This is a genomic window from Massilia sp. LjRoot122, from assembly GCF_964252725.1.
In the GTDB taxonomy this organism is placed as follows: domain Bacteria; phylum Pseudomonadota; class Gammaproteobacteria; order Burkholderiales; family Burkholderiaceae_D; genus Telluria.
Window position 1 is genome coordinate 3494488 of the sequence record NZ_CAXUPB020000001.1, and the last position, 17731, is coordinate 3512218.

Below are 17731 nucleotides of genomic sequence, written 5' to 3' on the forward strand. Positions count from 1 at the left end.
GCAGCCCCGCATTCACACCCTTCACCACTGCCACTGACCGACGAGGAAACACATGCGCGACGAGAACATCTCCCCTCACCTTGAGCAGCTGCTGGACAAGCTGCAGGACCGCACTGCCGTCATCGGCATCGTCGGACTTGGCTACGTCGGCCTGCCGCTGACCCTCTGCTACGCGGCCCAAGGCTTCAAGGTGCTCGGCATCGACATCGACACCGACAAGGTCGAGCGACTGAACCGCGGGGAGAGCTACATCAAGCACATCGACGCCAATGCGATCTGCTCGGCGCGCGAACTCGGCTTCGAAGCCACCGCCGACTTCACCCGCGCCGGCGAGGCGGACGCCCTGATCATCTGCGTGCCGACGCCGCTGAACGCCTTCCGCGAGCCCGACCTGTCCTATGTGCTGGGCACCGTCAGCGCCCTGCTGCCCTATGTGCGCGAAGGCCAGGTGGTGTCGCTGGAGAGCACCACCTATCCCGGCACCACCGAAGAAGAACTGCGCCCGCGTCTGGAGTCGCGCGGCTTCACCGTGGGACGCGACCTGTTCCTGGTGTTCTCGCCCGAGCGCGAAGACCCGGGCAACCCGCACTTCCAGACCCGCACCATCCCCAAGGTCTGCGGCGGCAGCACCCCCGCCTGTCTCGAGGCCGGTCTGGCCCTGTACCGGGCCGCGGTGGACCGCGTGGTGCCGGTCAGCTCCACGCGCGCCGCCGAACTCACCAAGCTGCTCGAGAACATCCACCGCGCCGTCAACATCGGCCTGGTCAACGAAATGAAGATCATCGCCGACCGCATGGGCATCGACATCCACGAGGTGATCCGGGCGGCCGCCACCAAGCCTTTCGGCTTCACGCCCTACTACCCTGGGCCGGGCCTGGGCGGCCACTGCATCCCGATCGACCCCTTCTACCTCACCTGGAAGGCGCGTGAGTACGGCGTACATACCCGCTTCATCGAGCTGGCCGGCGAGATCAACAGCGACATGCCGCACTGGGTGATCGGCAAGGTGGCCGATGCGCTCAACGAGCGCGGCCGCTCGATCATGGGCAGCCGCGTGCTGGTGCTCGGGATTGCCTACAAGAAGGACGTCGAGGACATGCGCGAATCGCCCTCGGTGGCCCTGATGGAGATCCTGCGCCGCAAGGGCGCCACCGTCGACTACTCCGACCCGCACGTGCCGGTCTTCCCGCGCATGCGTGAACACCGCTTCGAGCTGTCCAGCGTGCCGCTCACCCCGAACCTCATCGCGTCCTACGACGTGGTGCTGCTGGCCACCGCGCACAGCGCCTTCGACTACGAACTGGTGCGCCAATACGCCAACCTGATCGTCGACACCCGCGGCGTCTACACCGAACGCCTGCCGAACGTCGTCAAGGCCTGAGCCCGACCTACCGACCAACAAGCGCCCGACACCCGGAGAACAAGATGCGTTCCTACCCCCCTGCCATCACCGACCGCAAGATCCGCTTCGCCCTGGTCGGCTGCGGCCGCATTGCGAAGAACCACATGAATGCCATCCGCGAACACCACGACCGCTGCGAGCTGGTCGGGGTCTGCGACATCGACCCGCGCGCGCTCGACAGTGCCGCCGGCGCCACCGGGGCGCGCGCCTGGCGCAGCCTCGACCGTATGCTGGCCGAGTGCGAAGCCGACGCCTTCGTGCTGTGCACGCCGTCCGGGCTGCACCCGCAGCAGGCGATCCAGATCTCGCGCGCCGGACACCACGTCGTCACCGAAAAACCGATGGCAACGCGCTGGGAAGACGGCAAGGCCATGGTGGCCGCGGCCGATGCGGCAGGCCGGCACCTGTTCGTCGTCAAGCAGAACCGCCGCAACGCCACCCTGCAGCTGCTCAAGAGTGCGGTCGAGAAGAAGCGCTTCGGGCGCATCTACATGGTCAACCTGAACGTGTTCTGGACCCGCCCCGACGAGTACTACAACAGCGCCAAGTGGCGCGGCACCTGGGAATTCGACGGCGGCGCCTTCATGAACCAGGCCAGCCACTATGTCGACCTGATCGACTGGATCGTCGGTCCGGTGGAAAGCCTGCAGGCCTATACCGCCACCCTGGCGCGCGACATCGAGGTCGAGGACACCGGCGTCATCAGCCTGCGCTGGCGCAACGGCGCGCTGGGCTCCATGAACGTCACCATGCTGACCTACCCGCGCAACATGGAAGGCTCGATCACCATCCTGGGCGAGCACGGCAGCGTGCGCATCGGCGGCGTCGCCGTCAACGAAGTGCAGCAGTGGGAATTCGCCAAACCCGATCCCGACGACGAACACGTCAAGGAAGCCAGCTACCAGACCACCTCGGTCTACGGCTTCGGCCACCCGCTCTACTACGACAACGTGATCAAGGTGCTGCGCGGCGAGGCCGAGCCGGAGACCGACGGGCGCGAAGGCCTCAAGTCGCTCGAGGTGCTGGTCGCCGCCTACCGCTCGGCGCGCGACGGCAAGCGCATCGCGCTGCCGCTGGAGTATTGAACATGGCCATCGTCATCCACTCCAGCGCCATCGTCGACCACGGCGCCGCCCTCGGCGACGGCACCCGGGTCTGGCACTTCGCCCACGTCTGCGCCGGCGCCCGCATCGGCGAGGACTGCTCGCTGGGCCAGAACGTCTATGTCGGCAACGACGTCGTCCTCGGCAACCAATGCAAGGTCCAGAACAATGTCTCGATCTACGACGCCGTCACGCTCGAAGACGAGGTGTTCTGCGGTCCGAGCATGGTGTTCACCAACGTCTACAACCCGCGCGCGGCGGTGATGCGCAAGCACGAATACCGGCGCACCCTGGTGCGGCGCGGCGCCACCATCGGCGCCAACGCCACCATCGTGTGCGGCGTGACCGTCGGCGAGTACGCCTTCGTGGCGGCCGGCGCCGTCGTCAACCGCGACGTCCCGCCCTTCGCGCTGGTGGCCGGGGTCCCGGCACGCCAGATCGGCTGGATCAGCCGCTTCGGCGAACGCCTCGCGCTTCCGCTGCCCGGCGCCGACACCGAGGGCAAGCTCGATGGCGAAGCGCGCTGCCCCCACACCGGCGACCTGTACGTGCTGCATGACGGCGCCTGCCATCTCGAACGCGCTGCCCCCCAACCCTGACGAGGACCCCATGGATTTCATCGACCTCAAGTCGCAATACCTCGCATCCCGCGAACTGATCAACACAAGGATCCAGACCGTCCTCGACCACGGCCAGTACATCATGGGGCCCGAGGTGGCCGAACTGGAAGGCCGGCTGGCCGCCTTCACCGGCGCGCACCACTGCATCACGGTCTCGTCCGGCACCGAGGCGCTGATCATCGCGCTGATGGCGCTCGGCGTCCAGCCCGGCGACGAAGTCATCACCACGCCCTTCTCCTTCATCGCGACCGCCGAGGCAATCGTGCTGCTGGGCGCCACGCCGGTGTTCGTCGACGTCGAGGCCGGCACCTGCAACCTCGACCACCGCCTGCTCGAGGCGCGCATCACCCCGCGCACCCGCGCCATCATTCCGGTGTCGCTGTATGGCCAGCCGGCCGACATGGACGAGATCAACGCCATCGCAGAGCGCCATGGCCTGGCGGTAATCGAAGATGCCGCCCAGAGCTTCGGCGCCACCTACCGCGGCCGCCCGAGCTGCAACCTGTCCACCATCGGCTGTACCAGTTTCTTCCCCAGCAAGCCGCTCGGCTGCTACGGCGACGGCGGCGCGCTCTTCACCAGCGACGACAGCCTCGCCAAAGCCATGCGCGAAATCCGCGTGCACGGCCAGTCGCGCCGCTACGTGCACACCCGCGTCGGCGTGGGCGGACGCATGGATACCCTGCAATGCGCGGTCGTGCTGGCCAAGCTCGACCGCTTCGAATGGGAGATCGAGCAGCGCCAGCGCGCCGCAGCCTGCTACGATGACCTGCTCGGCAGCATGCTTGGCGACCTGCTCGAGCCGGTCGGCTGCCGGCCGGACCGCAGCAGCGTCTACGCCCAGTACACGGTACTGGTCCCGCAGCGCGAACGGCTGCAGGAAGCCCTGCAGGCGGCCGGCATCCCGACCGCGGTCCACTATCCGGTGCCGATCGACCAGCAGCCCGCCTACGCGCACTGGGCCAGCCTAGGTGGCTGCCCGGTGGCCGCCAGCCTGGCCCACGAGGTGCTGAGTCTGCCGATGGGTCCCTACCTCGACCGCCCGAGCGCGCAGCGCGTGGTGCAGGCCCTCGGCGAGGCGCTCCGGGCGTCCGTCCAGGCCGGCAAGGCGGCATGAGCTTGGCGGCATGAGGCTGCGCTCGATGCCGGTGCCGCCGTTCTGGCGTAACGTGGCCACGGTGCTGGGCGGGGCCATTGGCGCCCAGGCTCTGCCGCTGCTGGCCGCGCCGCTCCTGACCCGGATGTGCACCCCCGGCGAGCTGGGCGCCTACAGCGTCTGGCTCGGCATCGTCGCGGTCGCGGCAATCGGCGCCACCCTGCGCATGGAAGCCGCGATGATCCTCGACCATGAGCCGGAGCGGCAGCGCGCCTGCTTCCGGGTCGTGTTCTACAGCAGCAGCGTCACCGCCCTGGCGCTGACCCTGCTGGCCGCCGGGGCGCGGCTGGCGGGCATCGATGCCGCTGCGCGGCTGCCCTGGACCGCCCTGCTGAGCATCGGCGCCGCCACCTGGCTCACCGCCTGCATGCAGACCATGCTGGCCTTCGCCACCTCGCACAATGCCTTCGGCAAGGCGGCGCGCGCCAAGGTCACCACCGCCGCCATCATCGTCGCCACCCAGCTGGCCCTGCTGCATGCTGGCCTGGGCGGCGTCGGCCTGGTGCTCGGGCACCTGTTCGGGACGGCCGCCGGCTTCGCCACCGCGCGCATGCTGCTGCGCCCGCCCAGCGCGCCGATCGGCTGGCGTCTCGACGCCGAACAGCGCGCCCACCTGCTGCGGCACCAGAAATTCTGGCGCTACTCGCTGCCATCCAACCTGCTCAACGGCATGGTCAGCCAGCTGCCCTTGTTCCTGATCGGCATGCGCCACGGCGCGCTGGCCGCCGGCCTGTTCGCGTTGACCCAGCGCGTGCTGTCGGCCCCGGTCTCGCTGCTCGCCGCTTCCGTGCTGGAAGTGTTCAAGCGCGAATCCGTACGCGAATTCGAGGAACACGGCAATTGCGCCCGTGCCTACCGCCATACCTTCAAGGCCTTGATGGCGCTCGGCGCCGGCCCGGCCCTGCTCCTGCTGCTGTTCGCCCCGCAGCTGTTCGCCTGGGTATTCGGTGCCAACTGGCGCGCCTCCGGCGAGCTGGCCCAATTGATGGCCCCGCTGTTCCTGCTGAACTTCGTCGCCAGTCCGCTCAGCTACGTGTTCTTCGTCGCCGGGCGCCAGAAGGCCGACCTGTGGTGGCAGGTCGCGCTGTTCGCCATGACTTTCGGCGCCTTCCTGGCGCCTGGCAGCGTGGCGCAGAACGTGTTGTGCTACGTGATCGGGTATTGCTGCCTCTACCTGATCTACCTGCACATGTCCTGGCAGTGCTCGCGCAACCTGCTGGCGGCTGCATGAAGACGCTGCGCAAGGGCGGAGGGGAACTGCGCGGGTGGGAGCGGCGCGACCAGCTGGTGCTGATCGGCTGCTTTTTTGCGCTCTTCCCCGGCTTCTTCTTCTACCACACCCTGCTCGGCACCGGGATGACCGGTGCCTTCCTGGGTGGCTATTTCGCGCCGGTCGCGGTGCTGTTCGCCGCCCCGATGTGCCTGATCTACCTGTCGCGCATGCGGCGCGACCGGCGCCGGCTGACGATGGTGGACCTCCACTACGGCCTGTTCTTCGCCTACTTCCTGACCGTCGTCGTGGTCAACGCTGCCGCCGGCGCGAACCGCGCCATCGTGACGAATCACATCCTGGGTGTCCTGTTCATGGTGCTCGTCTTCATCCAGTTCAGCTTCATCGACTTCGAAGGCCGGCGCTTCCGGGTCGTCGGGCTGCTCAGCCTGGCTGCGATGTCCTCGATCGCCTTCGCGAACTCGGTCGACGGCGTGTTCTACCTGGGCGCGCTGGGGATCGCCAAGGACGCCGACGCGCTCGCTACCTACCAGGGATTTTCGCGCTCCTACCTGTTTACTTACCTGGCGGTGGTCTGTTTTACCCGCAGCCTGCCGCTGCGCCTGGTCCTGCATGCGCTGGGGGCCGCCACCCTGTTCGTCAACACGGCGCGCAGCGAGTTCGCGGCCCTGATGTTCGCAATCCCGCTGGTCGAGTTCTACTATTCGCGCCACAAGCTCTACTTCCTGCTGGCCGCCGTCATGCTGGGGGCGCTGCTGGCCATGTACTTCGACCAGATCCTGGCCTCCCTGCCCTCCAACCGCATCCTCGAGCTGCTCGACCTGTCGCATTCGACCTCGGCCAACAAGCGCCAGCAACTGACCGTGCATGCCTGGCAGACCGTGGCCGCGCATCCGCTGTTCGGCGACTATGCCAGCTACAAGCCGGGCTACTACTCGCACAACGTGCTGTCGGCCTGGGTCGACCTCGGCCTGTTCGGCATGGTCTACCTGGCGGCGCTGGCGATCGTGCCGATCACGCCGATGTTCTTCCACGAGTATTTCGCCGCCCGCGCACGCGGCCTGTTCATGTGCGCTTTCGCGTTTGCCTGCGTCACCGTCCTGCTGCTGCTGACGTCCCACTATTTCACCGACATGCTGCTCAGCGCCACCCTCGGCGCCTGCGCGCGTTACTCCTACGAGAGGAAACATGGCCCGCATCGTGCACCTGAGCTCGGCACATCCGCGCTTCGATACCCGGATTTTCGTGAAGCAGTGCCGCAGCCTCGCCAGCCACGGGCATGAGCTCGCCCTCGTGGTGGCGGACGGCCTCGGCGACGCCTGCCGCGACGGCATCCGGATCGTCGACGTCGGATGCCCGTCCGGCCGGCGCGAACGCATGCTGCGCAGCACCTGGCGGGTCGGCCGTGCGGCCCTGGCACTCGATGCCGACGTCTACCATCTGCACGACCCCGAGCTGATCCCGGTCGGCCTCCGGCTCGCCTTTGGCGGCCGCAAAGTGGTGTTCGACGCCCACGAGGACGTGCCTTCCCAGCTGCTCGACAAGCCTTACCTGTCGCCGCACAGCGCGCGCCTGCTGTCACGCGCCTTCGTCCAGCTCGAACGCGCCGCCTTGCGCCGTTTCGACGGAGTGCTGGCGGCCACGCCGCTGATCCGCGACCGGCTGTCCACCCACAATCCCCTGACAGTGGACGTCAACAACTATCCGCGCGCCGAGGAATTCGCAGCGGCCGCAAGCGCTGCTGCCACGCGGACGGCCTCGGAAACACGCAACAGCTTCTGCTACGTGGGCAGCATCTCGGCGATCCGCGGCGTACGCGAACTGGTGCAGGCATGCGCGCTGCTGCGCTCGCCGGCGCGGCTGGCGCTGGCCGGCAGCTTCGCCGAGCCCGAACTGGAAGCGGAGGTCCGGTGCCTTCCGGGCTGGCGCCGGGTCGATGCACTCGGCCACCTCGACCGCGGGGGTGTGGCCGGGGTGATGGCGCGCGCCTTCCTGGGCCTGGTCACGCTGCACCCGACCGCCAGCTACCGCGAAGCCCTGCCGGTCAAGATGTTCGAATACATGGCTGCCGGCATTCCTGTGATCGCTTCAGACTTTCCCCTCTGGCGCGACATCGTCGAAGGCAGCCGTTGCGGCCTCTGTGTCGACCCGCACGACCCGGCCGCGATCGCCGCCGCCATCGACCACCTGGCCAGCCATCCGCAGCAGGCGCGCGAGATGGGCGCGAATGGCCGCCGTGCCGTCCTCGAACGCTATAACTGGGAAAACGAAGCCGATAAATTAATTGCGTTTTACGCAGACTTGCTGGCGCCCCGGCCATATCGAAAAAGGTTTTTCGGCAAGCCCGGCTTGCCCGCGCATTCAATCCGTCCGATCGATTGATTTTGAAGACCGGGATTTACGTTAGTTCAAGAAGAACCAGCGCCATCGGCCGTATTGTTTAGTTATCAAAGAAATATGAGACCCAGCATGTTCTTGCAACATTACAATACGTTTCTAGAGGTAATGAAATTGCCGCGTGCCCGGCTTCATTTCTCGCAACAAATCGATCCGGTCGATATCAAGGCGACCTATCGCGCCTACACGAAACCGCATCCCCGATTCAAGATCATCCGGCACAAGACCCTCGGCGCTGCCCTGATCGACCTGTCGGAATATCCGACGCGCGAAGCCTACCTCGAACACATCAAGGGCAAGAACCAGGGTGGCTACCATGCCAAACGGGCCCGCAGCCGCGGATATGTCGTGCGCGAAATCGACCGGAATAACCATGTCGATGATATCCACGAGATTAACACCAGCCTCGATGTCCGCCAGGGCCGGAAAATGGACGAGAAATACCTGGCGAAGCAGGAAAGTTTCAACCAACAAAAACATTTTATCTATTGGGGAGTATTGAATCCGGAAGGCAAGCTCGTCGCTTATGCGACGCTGGGAATTTACGGAAATTTCGCCTCCTTTTCCCAAATGATGGGAATCCGCAATAACGACGGCATCATGCACCTGCTGCTGAGCGAGGCGGTTTGCCGGCTGATCGATGCCGGCCAAGTCCGCTACGTCATGTACGACACCTTTTTCGGTGCCCAGCCGGGACTCCGCCATTTCAAGACCATCCTGGGTTTCCGCCCCTATCGCGCCAGCTACAGCCTGCAATGAACGCCATGCTCAACCGTGTGTATGCCGATTACCTGATGCCGAGCCGGCTGGGCGAATACGATGCCCTGGTGCGCGAGGTGGCCGCCGCAGGCTACGCCCAGCTGTCGGTGCGCGAATTCTTCCGCCAGGTCCATGGCGCGGGCAGCCCGCCCGGTACCCCGACCGGGCGCAGCTTCGTACACCGGCATGACATCGACAGCGACCTGCGCACCGCCAAGAAGATGTTCGCCATCGAGTCGCGCCATGGCGTACACGCAAGTTATTACTTCCGCCTGTGTACCCTCGACTACGGCTTCATGCGCGACATCGAAGCCGCCGGCAGCGAAGCCAGCTATCACTACGAAGAGGTGGCCGACTTCGCCAAACGGCATCGCCTGCGTTGCGCCGATGCCGTACGCCAGCGCTTTCCCGAGATCCGCGAACTGTTCGCGCGCAACGTCGGCCAGATCGTCGAACGCCTGGGCTTTCCCATCACCACAGTGGCAAGCCATGGCGACTTCGCCAACCGCCGCCTGAAGGTCATCAACCACGAGCTGCTGCGCGACGAGGCCCTGCGCAAGCGCTGCGGGATCGAATGCGAATCCTACGATGCCGAACTGCTGCGCTGCTTCGACGTCTACATCAGCGACCGCAAGCATCCGGTCTACTACTACCCGTTGTCGCCCTTCGAGGCGCTGGGGAAGTACCAGCACATCTGCCTGCTGACCCATCCGGTGCAGTGGGAAACCAACTGGGTCGAAAGCACGCGCTTCAACGTGCGCCGCCTGGTCGAAGAAGTCGCATGGCGCGCCTGAGGCACACAGGCGCCCACAAGGCAGACACGACACGAATATGGCCATGAACATCCTCCTGATCAATCACTATGCCGGCTCGGTTCACCACGGCATGGAATACCGGCCCTACTACCTGGCACGCGAATGGGTGCGGCGCGGGCACCGGGTGCGGATCGTCGCGGCCAGCCATGCCCACGTGCGTGCCCGTGGGCCCGAGATGGCCGGACGCACGCGGCGCGACGAGACCATCGACGGCATCGACTACACCTGGTTCGCCACGCCGCCCTACCGCGGCAACGGCCTGGCGCGGGTCCGCAACATGGCGTCCTTCGTCCTGCGCCTGTGGCGCGAAGCACGCGCGCTGGCGCTCGAGGTCGCGCCGCAGGTCGTCATCGCCTCCAGCACCTACCCGCTCGACATCTGGCCGGCACACCGGATCGCAGGCCTGGCCGGGGCCCGCCTGCTGCACGAAGTGCACGACCTGTGGCCGCTGTCGCCGATGGAACTGGGCGGCTTCTCACGTCACCATCCTTTCATCCGGCTGCTGCAGTCAGCCGAAGACTACGCCTGCCGCCACGCCGACACCATCGTCTCGATCCTGCCCAAGGTGCGCGAACACCTCGAGGCGCGCGGCATGGCGCCGCACAAGCTGCACCTGATCCCGAACGGGACCGATCCGGACGAGTGGCTGGCGGCGCCGCCGGCGCTGCCGGAGGCGCTCGACGCCCTGCTGGCCGGCCTGCGGGCCCAGGGACGCACGGTGGTCGGCTATGCCGGCAGCCACGGCCTGGCCAATGCGCTCGACACCCTGCTCGACGCGGCCGCGCTCATGCGGGACCAGCCGCTGGCCTTCGTGCTGGTGGGCGACGGCCCCGAGAAAGCGCGGCTCGAACGGCGTTCCCGTGAATTGGGGCTCGCGCACCTGCATTTCGCACCACCGATCCCGAAGGCGCAGATCCCGGCCCTGATGGCGCAGCTCGACATCGCCTACCTCGGCTGGCAGCGCCAGCCGCTGTACCGCTTCGGCATCGCGCCGAACAAGCTGATCGACTACATGATGGGGGCCTGCCCGGTGCTGCACGCGGTCGAAGCCGGCAACGACCCGGTGCGCGAGGCCGCTTGCGGCCTGACCGTGACACCCGAAGACCCGCCCGCCCTTGCCCATGGGCTGGCCGCACTGCTGGGCATGTCCAGGAGTGAACGGCGCGCGCTGGGCGAGCGCGGGCGCGCCTACGCGCTGGCCAAGCTCACCTATCCCGTCCTCGGACAACGTTTCCTGACCACTTTCGCACACGAGGTTTCTCATGGCTGAACAGGCACTGGCCGCAGCAAAGCCGAGCACTGACCCAATTGACGACATCCCACCACGCTTCCTGCCCTTTGCGCTGCCCGACATCGGCGACGAGGAGATCCGTGCCGTGTCGGCCTGCCTGCGCTCCGGCTGGGTCACCACCGGACCGGTCACCCGCAACTTCGAACAGGAATTCCGCGCCTACCTGGGCGGCGACGTGGAAGCGATCTCGGTCAATTCCGCCACCGCCGGCCTGCACCTGGCGCTGGAATGCGTCGGCATCGGGCCGGGCGACGAAGTCATCGTCCCCACCATGACCTTCACCGCCACCGCCGAAGTCGTGCGCTACCTCGGTGCCCGGCCGGTATTCGTCGACGTCGACCCGGTCACCCTGAACATCTCGCCTGCCGCCCTTGCTGCCGCGATCACCCCGCGCACCCGGGCCGTGATGCCGGTCCATTACGCCGGCCTGGCCTGCGACATGGACGCCATCCTGGCGCTGGCCGCCCGCCACGGCCTGCGCGTCATCGACGATGCGGCCCACGCCTTCCCTACCAGGCTGGACGGCAAGCTGGTAGGCACGCTCGGCAGCGACATCACCGTCTTCAGCTTCTATGCGAACAAGACCATGACCACCGGCGAAGGCGGCATGGTCGTGACCCGCGATGCCGAACTGGCCGCGCGCATGCGCACCATGCGCCTGCACGGCATCAGCCGGGACGCCTTCGACCGCTACACCTCGCGCGTGCCGTCCTGGTTCTACGAGGTCATCGCCGCCGGCTTCAAGTACAACCTGACCGACATCGCGTCCGCAATCGGCATCGAGCAACTGCGCAAGATCGACCGCTTCCAGCAGCGCCGCAGCTGGCTGGCGCAGCGCTACGACGAGGCCCTGGCCGAATTGCCCCTGCAGTTGCCGGCCCGTCCCGAACTGGGCAGCACCCATGCCTGGCACCTGTACGTGATCCGCCTCCAGAAAGGCGCCGGCATCGGCCGCGACGAACTGATCGGCGAACTCGCCGAACGCGGCATCGGCACCAGCGTGCACTTCATTCCGCTGCACCGCCAGCCCTACTGGCGCGACAGCTACGGACTGAATCCGGATGCCTTCCCGGTCGCCGAAGCCAGCTTCGAGGCCATGCTCACGCTGCCGCTGTACACCCGGATGCTCGATTCGGACCAGGACCGCGTGGTCGCGGCGCTGCACGAGCTGCTGTCATGAGCAAGCGCGCCTTCGACCTGCTGGGCGCGTCAGCGGGCCTGCTCGTGCTGGCGCCCGTGTTGCTGCTGATCGCCTTCTGGATCAGGCTCGATTCGCCGGGCCCGGTGCTGTACCGCCAGCAACGCGTCGGGCGCTGCGGCCGCCTGTTCACGATCTATAAATTCCGCACCATGCAGCAGCGTACGGTAGACGGGCCCCAGCTGACGGTCGGTGCCGACCCGCGCGTCACCCGCGCCGGCCGCTTCCTGCGCCATTACAAGCTCGACGAGTTGCCCCAGCTATGGAACGTCGTCCAGGGCAGCATGAGCCTGGTCGGTCCACGCCCCGAGGTGCCGCGCTACGTCGACCGCTATCCGCCCGAGCAGCGGCGCCTGGTGCTGTCGGTCGCGCCCGGCATTACCGACTGGGCCGCAATCCGCTACAAGGACGAGAACGCGATCCTGGCGCGTGCCGCCGATCCTGAGCGGGCCTATGTCGAAGCCGTGCTGCCGGTCAAGCTGGACTATTACGTGCGCTATGTGAAGGAACGCAGTTTCTGGGGCGATGTGCGCATCCTGGCGCACACGCTGCTGGCCGTCGTGCGCTGAACGGCGAACCTGCGATGCAGTTGATGCACCTCGGCGACCTCGAGCTGACCCTGCCGCTGGCCGCGGCGGCCGGCGCCTGGCTGCTGGCCGCCCGTGCCTGGCGTGGGGCGATCGCCTGGGCACTGCTGTACACCGGCGCCATGGCCCTGGTCGGCGGCAGCAAGGTCGCCTACCTGGGCTGGGGCCTCGATATCGCCGTGCTCGATTTCAAGGCCTTCAGCGGTCACGCCGCCGGTGTGACGGCGGTGTACCCGGTGCTGGGCTACCTGCTGTGCCGCCCGGCCGGACGCGGACTTGCGCTGACGGCCGCGGGCGCCGGCCTCGGACTGGGACTGGCAATGGCCGTCGTGCTGGTGGGGCAAGACGAACATGCGGTCGCGGAAGCGGCGACCGGCTGGCTGCTCGGCGCCTGCGCCAGCGTCGGCACCTTGTATCAGGCCGAGCATCAGGCCGAGCATCAGGCCGAGCATCAAGCCAGGCATCAAACCGGTCACCAGGCCGGGCCGCACGGCGCCGCTGCCGGCCCGGCCTCCGCGGTTTGCGCAGTAGCGGTTTTCGTCGCATCGGCCTCGCTGATGCAGTCGGCGCATGTCGGTTACTGGATGATCCGGCTCGCGCTGGTGTTGTCCGGCAATACGCAGCCCTATTCCTGGGACACATGCGGCTAGCAGTTTTCTACCAATGGAGAGACACATGATTTCCTTCCCCTCGATACATTGGCAAGCACGAGCGCCTTTGGGCGAGAACGCGGTGCAGTCGCTGTTGATCTCCGCACTGCGCGGCCTTGCCGCCCTGCAGGTCGCGGCTTCACACCTGCGCGCCGAAATCTATCCGGGCCTGCGCACCCTGGAAGACCCAAGCCTGGCCTACCTGGGACTGGCCTTCTTCACCGGTTTCGCGCACCAGGCGGTGGTCGTGTTCTTCCTCATCAGTGGCTGGCTGGTAGGCGGCAGCCTGATGAACCGCTTCGGCAAGCCGCAGGCCCTGGCCCACTATGCGATCGACCGCTTCACCCGGCTCTGGACCGTCCTGCTCCCCACCCTGCTGCTGACCCTGGCCGTCGGCCTGGTCATCGGCGCCGCCGCGCCCGGACCGATGGACTTCGACCCGGCCAACGAGTTTTCGGCGGCTGCGTTTGCCGGCAACCTGTTCGGCCTGCAGACGGTCACCGTGCCCGACTTCGGCGGGAATTATCCGCTGTGGAGCCTGGCGCACGAAACCTGGTACTACATCCAGTTCCCCTTACTGCTGCTGGTGCTCGCCGGCGGCGGCGTGCTGCGCCGGGCCGCCGCAGCAGCAGCCCTCGTCCTGCTGCTGTCGACGCTGCGCGACATGATCTCGCTGTACTTCGCCGTATGGCTGCTCGGCGCCGCGTTCTCGCGCATCCGCATCGACTGCGGCCAGGTCTGCCGCGGCCTGCTGCTGGTGCTGACCCTGGCGCTGTTCGTGTATTACCGGCTGCGCGGGAACAATGACGACCTGGTGCCCGGCTCCTTCGTGCAGGACATCATCTGCGGCATTCCCTTCCTGCTCCTGCTTGCCTCGCTCCAGCAAGCTGTCGACACATCGGCGCCGGCCTATGCCCGGGCCAACCGGGTGGCGGTGTTCTTCTCGGAGTTTTCGTTCTCTCTCTACGTGCTCCATATCCCGGTCATCGACCTGATGCGCTACCTGGGACACCAGTACCTCGGCCGCGACGGTCTCAACCCGAATGTCGCGACGGATTTCCTGTGGTATTTCTTCGTACTCGGCATGGTCGTGCTGGTGGCCTACGTGTTCTACCTGCTGTTCGAACGGCATACCGTCCGGATCCGCAACGCCATGAAGAACTGGCTGCTGACGCCGCGCTCCAAGCCGGTCCGCGTCGCGCTATCTCCGGACTGATGCGGCGTCATGCGGGCGGTCGTAGCGGACGGCCGCCCGGATCGGCTTGCTGCCGCTCTACCGGCAGCAAAGGCGCGCCAGCACCCGGTGTCGCGTAATCGGCGCAGCAAGACCATCGCCGACATACAGGGGGCCAAGCGCCATGGCGATTGGCGCCTGGCTAACGCGCCCATCAGCGAAAGACTTCCGCCGTCGCCTGTATCGGCGCCGTCAACGAGACCCTAGGGACGGAAGCTTAGTGATGGTCAGGTAAGTTGGATGCGTGAACGGCGCTCCCAACGGGAAAACACTTGCTCCGCTGGCTTATCCAAGCTACACAGGAGGCAAGTCAATTGGCCGGCGCCGCGAACAAAATATCGGTCAGGGACCGCACGTGGCCGGACTTGTGTCAGGGGACGTATACCATGTAGACGGTCACAAGAGGTTCACTGCCCACCTCTGATACGTGAACCTGTAACACGAGATCGCTACTTCCCTCCTCTTCCGTCCAGAGATCGATCAGGGCGTCCCAATGATCGCCCATCCAGATACACACCGATGTCGCCCACGACTCTTGTGGAAGTGAAACCAGCTCCGCGCCGTACTCTTGAATGTACGTGCGAATCTGCGTCGCGGTCTTCTCGGATACCGGAGCGACTCCGGCAACGCCATCTGCAAGACGGTAGTCATGACGAACGAAGGCATCAACGATGCTCTTTAAAGTCGGCCGCCATGCTGACGGTATCGGCCCTTCATTTTTCGAATCTTTAGTTACTGAGACTTCCGTGTGCTCATTGAATGGTCGCATTCATACGCCCTTGAAAACGAAAGCTTTGGCTTGCCGCAGGTCCGCTTCTGGTCGGTTGCAGCAGTTCGTTAAGGCGCAGTAAGCGGAGGTGTTGCTCGACAAGCAAGTAGAAGCTTCTGTCAGGCGCTCCTCAGGCGCGCGCACCGCCTGGCCTTACAGACCGATCGAATCGATGAGCAAGCCTGCGCCGGCCCATCGATTCACCCGTCACGCAAGGGCGGCTCAGGCGACATAAGCCAGCTGCGGCCCGCCCCCATACTGCGAACGGTAGTCTCCCAGCCGGAGCGCCATGTCGTTGAACAGCACCCCCCGCGGCGAGATCCCCGCATGGTTCAGGCGCTTGATCGACTCGTTGATCTGCCCTTCCGTGGTCACCGCCGAGCGGGTCACCAGGAATACGGCGCCCGCATGCGCCCCGATGATGAGGGCGTCGGCCACTGCGAGCAAAGGCGGCGGATCGATCAGCACCAGGTCGTATTGCGGGCTGACCGTCTCCAGCAGAGTGCCGAAATTGAGGTGCAGGAGGAATTCGGCCCGGTTGGTCGGCAATTCGCCGGTCGGGATGAAGTCGAGCCGGTCCAGCACGTTGCGGTGGATGACTTCGTCCACGCCGGCGCCGCCGGCAATCGCGCGCGACAGTCCCTTGCCGCGCTCCACACCGAAGTAGCGGTGCAGGTGGCCGTTGCGCATGTCGGCGTCGATCAGCAGCACGCGCTTGCCGCTGGCCGCCATCACGGCGGCGAAGTTCGCGGCGATGAAGGACTTGCCGAGGTCGCGGGTCGGGCCGGCCATCATGACCACGTTGTTCTTGAAGTGCGGCATCGAGAACTGCAGCGCCGCGCGGAAGCTGCGCAGGCTCTCGACCGCCGGGTCTTCCGGCAGGATCTGGGCCAGCAGCGGCAGCACGCCGTCGGGCTTGCACTTGCGCATCAGCTTGTCCTGGTTACCGCTGTGCGGGATCGAGGCGTACACGACCCGCGCGCGCAGCATGCGTTCGATCTTCTGCGGGTCGTCGATCCCGCCGCGCATGGCCTTGCGGGTGAAGGCGATCAGGGTGCCCAGGAACAGCCCGGTCACGACCGCCATCGCGACGATCAGCGGCCGGTTCGGCTTGATGGGTTTCTCCGGCGCGATCGGGGCATCTACCAGGCGCACGTTGCTGACCCGCCCGACCGAGATCAGGCGCAGCTGCTGCGCGGTGTTCGACAGCGCCGTGTAGAGGTCGGTGTTGACCTTGATGTCGCGCGTCAGGCGCGCTTCGTCCTGCTCCATCACCGGCAAGGTCCGGATGCGGCCGGCGATGGCCTCGATCTCGGCATCGACTTCCTTGCGCTGGCGGTTGATCGCCACCACCACCGGGTGGTCTTCGGTGAAGCGTGACAGCAGCTCGGTCTTCTTCTGGATCAGTTCCATGCGCCGCGTGCGCGCCGCCGCCGCCTGCGTCAGGCTCATGCGTGCTTCCTCACGCAGGTCGACGGTGCCATGCGCATTGCGGAACTGGTTGTAGCGGTCTTCGGACTGCTCCAGCTGGCGCTTGAGGATGGGCAGCTGCTGGTTCAGGAAGGCCAGCGACTTCTCGGCTTCCTCGGTCTTGCGGGCCAGGTTCTGGCGCATGTACTCGCGCCCGATCTCGCTCAGCAGGCTGTTGATGCGCGCCGAGCTCTCGCCCTGCAGCTTGACTTCGATGACGCCCGACTGCTTGCCCTGCTCGGTGATCACCATCGAACTCTGGATGGCCTGGATGGTCCCCAGGCGCGATTTGCGCTTGATGCGGAAGCGTGCGCCGGGATTCGCATACAGGCGGTCCACCTTGATCTCGAGCAGGCCGTCGGGGAGCGGCACCCGGTAGCGCTGGCCCACGGTGCCGTCGAAGGCCAGCCGCTGCCCGCCGCCGGAAAAGCGGTAACGATTGCCGGCGCGCGCGGTCAGCACGAATTCGCGGTTGAGCCAGGACTCGGGCACCTCGAACACCGAGACGTCGGCCTTCTCGCCGCCCCACACGTAGCCGCCATAGCCGAACAGGCCGGGGTTGGACAGGTTGCCCGCGTTCTGGGTTGCGAACCAGAAGCCGGCCACCGGGAAGTATTTCGGCTGGACTTCGATGTAAAGCTGGAGGTTGTCGACCGCGCGCGACACCACCATGCGCGAGCGCAGCAGCTCCATCTCGGCGATGGCCGCCTTCTTGGTCTCGAACAGGGATGAAGCCTCGCTCAGGATGTTCTTGGACGCGTTCGGGCTTTCCTCTTCGACGTGGATCATGAGGTTGGCCTCGTACACCGGCTTGGCGACGAGCGCATACAGCACCGCGACGACGGTGATGAAGGCCGTGATGCTGCCGATCAGCCAGCGGCTGTCGTACAGCGTGTTGAAATAGCCCTTCAGGTCGACGGTCGGTTCTTCCGGCAAGGGCTCGGGCGGCCGCGGGTCGAAGGGCACCGACAGCACGGGCGGGCTGTGGGAAATGTGGGTCAGCGGATGGGCGTCGGCAGGATTGCTCATGGTGGCGGACCTCGCTCGGT

16 protein-coding genes are annotated in these 17731 nt (G+C 66.3%); 14 read left to right on the forward strand and 2 right to left on the reverse strand.

Features of this window, described 5'->3' with window-relative positions; genetic code table 11:
- The first annotated feature begins 52 nt into the window (after positions 1–52).
- From ACSQ25_RS15220 to ACSQ25_RS15285, 14 genes are all read left to right on the forward strand, one after another.
- Entirely contained in the window at positions 53–1381 is a 1329-nt protein-coding gene (locus ACSQ25_RS15220; protein ID WP_436106514.1) for a nucleotide sugar dehydrogenase, read from the forward strand.
- A gap of 44 nt (positions 1382–1425) precedes the next feature.
- Entirely contained in the window at positions 1426–2487 is a 1062-nt protein-coding gene (locus ACSQ25_RS15225) for a Gfo/Idh/MocA family protein (protein ID WP_436106515.1), read from the forward strand.
- Between the two features lie 2 nt (positions 2488–2489).
- Positions 2490–3104, forward strand: coding sequence for an acyltransferase (locus ACSQ25_RS15230; protein WP_436106516.1), 615 nt, complete (start codon positions 2490–2492; stop codon positions 3102–3104).
- Between the two features lie 10 nt (positions 3105–3114).
- Entirely contained in the window at positions 3115–4242 is a 1128-nt protein-coding gene (locus tag ACSQ25_RS15235) for a DegT/DnrJ/EryC1/StrS family aminotransferase (RefSeq protein WP_436106517.1), read from the forward strand.
- A 10-nt stretch (positions 4243–4252) separates the two neighbouring features.
- Positions 4253–5512 carry a lipopolysaccharide biosynthesis protein gene (locus ACSQ25_RS15240; protein WP_436106518.1) on the forward strand — a complete coding sequence of 420 codons (1260 nt, stop codon included), beginning with the start codon at positions 4253–4255 and terminating at the stop codon, positions 5510–5512.
- A complete protein-coding gene (locus tag ACSQ25_RS15245; protein ID WP_436106519.1) occupies positions 5509–6795 on the forward strand; it encodes a hypothetical protein in 1287 nt (428 codons plus the stop codon). The genes ACSQ25_RS15240 and ACSQ25_RS15245 overlap by 4 nt, the downstream gene beginning before the upstream one ends.
- Positions 6701–7894, forward strand: coding sequence for a glycosyltransferase (locus ACSQ25_RS15250; RefSeq protein WP_436106520.1), 1194 nt, complete (start codon positions 6701–6703; stop codon positions 7892–7894). Before ACSQ25_RS15245 ends, ACSQ25_RS15250 begins: the two co-directional genes overlap by 95 nt.
- Before the next feature lie 87 nt (positions 7895–7981).
- Complete coding sequence (locus ACSQ25_RS15255) at positions 7982–8668, forward strand: hypothetical protein (RefSeq protein WP_436106521.1); 687 nt, start codon at positions 7982–7984, stop codon at positions 8666–8668.
- On the forward strand, positions 8665–9462 hold the full coding sequence (locus ACSQ25_RS15260) for a hypothetical protein (protein ID WP_436106522.1): 798 nt from the start codon (positions 8665–8667) through the stop codon (positions 9460–9462). Before ACSQ25_RS15255 ends, ACSQ25_RS15260 begins: the two co-directional genes overlap by 4 nt.
- Positions 9463–9505: 43 nt before the next feature.
- Positions 9506–10753, forward strand: coding sequence for a glycosyltransferase family 4 protein (locus ACSQ25_RS15265; RefSeq protein ID WP_436106523.1), 1248 nt, complete (start codon positions 9506–9508; stop codon positions 10751–10753).
- Positions 10746–11954 (forward strand): DegT/DnrJ/EryC1/StrS family aminotransferase, encoded by a 1209-nt coding sequence (locus ACSQ25_RS15270; protein ID WP_436106524.1) that lies wholly within the window; start codon positions 10746–10748, stop codon positions 11952–11954. Before ACSQ25_RS15265 ends, ACSQ25_RS15270 begins: the two co-directional genes overlap by 8 nt.
- Complete coding sequence (locus ACSQ25_RS15275) at positions 11951–12541, forward strand: sugar transferase (protein WP_436106525.1); 591 nt, start codon at positions 11951–11953, stop codon at positions 12539–12541. The genes ACSQ25_RS15270 and ACSQ25_RS15275 overlap by 4 nt, the downstream gene beginning before the upstream one ends.
- Positions 12542–12555: 14 nt before the next feature.
- Entirely contained in the window at positions 12556–13209 is a 654-nt protein-coding gene (locus tag ACSQ25_RS15280) for a hypothetical protein (RefSeq protein WP_436106526.1), read from the forward strand.
- Positions 13210–13234: 25 nt separating this feature from the next.
- On the forward strand, positions 13235–14425 hold the full coding sequence (locus ACSQ25_RS15285) for an acyltransferase family protein (protein ID WP_436106527.1): 1191 nt from the start codon (positions 13235–13237) through the stop codon (positions 14423–14425).
- Positions 14426–14813: 388 nt separating this feature from the next.
- On the opposite strand, the gene ACSQ25_RS15290 is transcribed toward ACSQ25_RS15285, so the two are convergent.
- Both ACSQ25_RS15290 and ACSQ25_RS15295 read right to left on the reverse strand, forming a co-directional pair.
- Positions 14814–15212 carry a DUF7668 domain-containing protein gene (locus tag ACSQ25_RS15290; protein ID WP_436106528.1) on the reverse strand — a complete coding sequence of 133 codons (399 nt, stop codon included), beginning with the start codon at positions 15210–15212 and terminating at the stop codon, positions 14814–14816.
- 222 nt (positions 15213–15434) lie between these two features.
- Complete coding sequence (locus ACSQ25_RS15295) at positions 15435–17711, reverse strand: polysaccharide biosynthesis tyrosine autokinase (protein ID WP_436106529.1); 2277 nt, start codon at positions 17709–17711, stop codon at positions 15435–15437.
- Positions 17712–17731 lie beyond the last annotated feature (20 nt).

Excerpts from the sequence above, each read along its gene's own strand:
- ACSQ25_RS15220 (WP_436106514.1), top strand. The coding sequence starts at position 53 with ATGCGCGACGAGAACATCTCCCCTCACCTTGAGCAGCTGCTGGACAAG.
- ACSQ25_RS15225 (WP_436106515.1), top strand. The coding sequence starts at position 1,426 with ATGCGTTCCTACCCCCCTGCCATCACCGACCGCAAGATCCGCTTCGCC.
- ACSQ25_RS15230 (WP_436106516.1), top strand. The coding sequence starts at position 2,490 with ATGGCCATCGTCATCCACTCCAGCGCCATCGTCGACCACGGCGCCGCC.
- ACSQ25_RS15235 (WP_436106517.1), top strand. The coding sequence starts at position 3,115 with ATGGATTTCATCGACCTCAAGTCGCAATACCTCGCATCCCGCGAACTG.
- ACSQ25_RS15240 (WP_436106518.1), top strand. The coding sequence starts at position 4,253 with ATGAGGCTGCGCTCGATGCCGGTGCCGCCGTTCTGGCGTAACGTGGCC.
- ACSQ25_RS15245 (WP_436106519.1), top strand. The coding sequence starts at position 5,509 with ATGAAGACGCTGCGCAAGGGCGGAGGGGAACTGCGCGGGTGGGAGCGG.
- ACSQ25_RS15250 (WP_436106520.1), top strand. The coding sequence starts at position 6,701 with ATGGCCCGCATCGTGCACCTGAGCTCGGCACATCCGCGCTTCGATACC.
- ACSQ25_RS15255 (WP_436106521.1), top strand. The coding sequence starts at position 7,982 with ATGTTCTTGCAACATTACAATACGTTTCTAGAGGTAATGAAATTGCCG.
- ACSQ25_RS15260 (WP_436106522.1), top strand. The coding sequence starts at position 8,665 with ATGAACGCCATGCTCAACCGTGTGTATGCCGATTACCTGATGCCGAGC.
- ACSQ25_RS15265 (WP_436106523.1), top strand. The coding sequence starts at position 9,506 with ATGAACATCCTCCTGATCAATCACTATGCCGGCTCGGTTCACCACGGC.
- ACSQ25_RS15270 (WP_436106524.1), top strand. The coding sequence starts at position 10,746 with ATGGCTGAACAGGCACTGGCCGCAGCAAAGCCGAGCACTGACCCAATT.
- ACSQ25_RS15275 (WP_436106525.1), top strand. The coding sequence starts at position 11,951 with ATGAGCAAGCGCGCCTTCGACCTGCTGGGCGCGTCAGCGGGCCTGCTC.
- ACSQ25_RS15280 (WP_436106526.1), top strand. The coding sequence starts at position 12,556 with ATGCAGTTGATGCACCTCGGCGACCTCGAGCTGACCCTGCCGCTGGCC.
- ACSQ25_RS15285 (WP_436106527.1), top strand. The coding sequence starts at position 13,235 with ATGATTTCCTTCCCCTCGATACATTGGCAAGCACGAGCGCCTTTGGGC.
- ACSQ25_RS15290 (WP_436106528.1), bottom strand. The coding sequence starts at position 15,212 with ATGCGACCATTCAATGAGCACACGGAAGTCTCAGTAACTAAAGATTCG.
- ACSQ25_RS15295 (WP_436106529.1), bottom strand. The coding sequence starts at position 17,711 with ATGAGCAATCCTGCCGACGCCCATCCGCTGACCCACATTTCCCACAGC.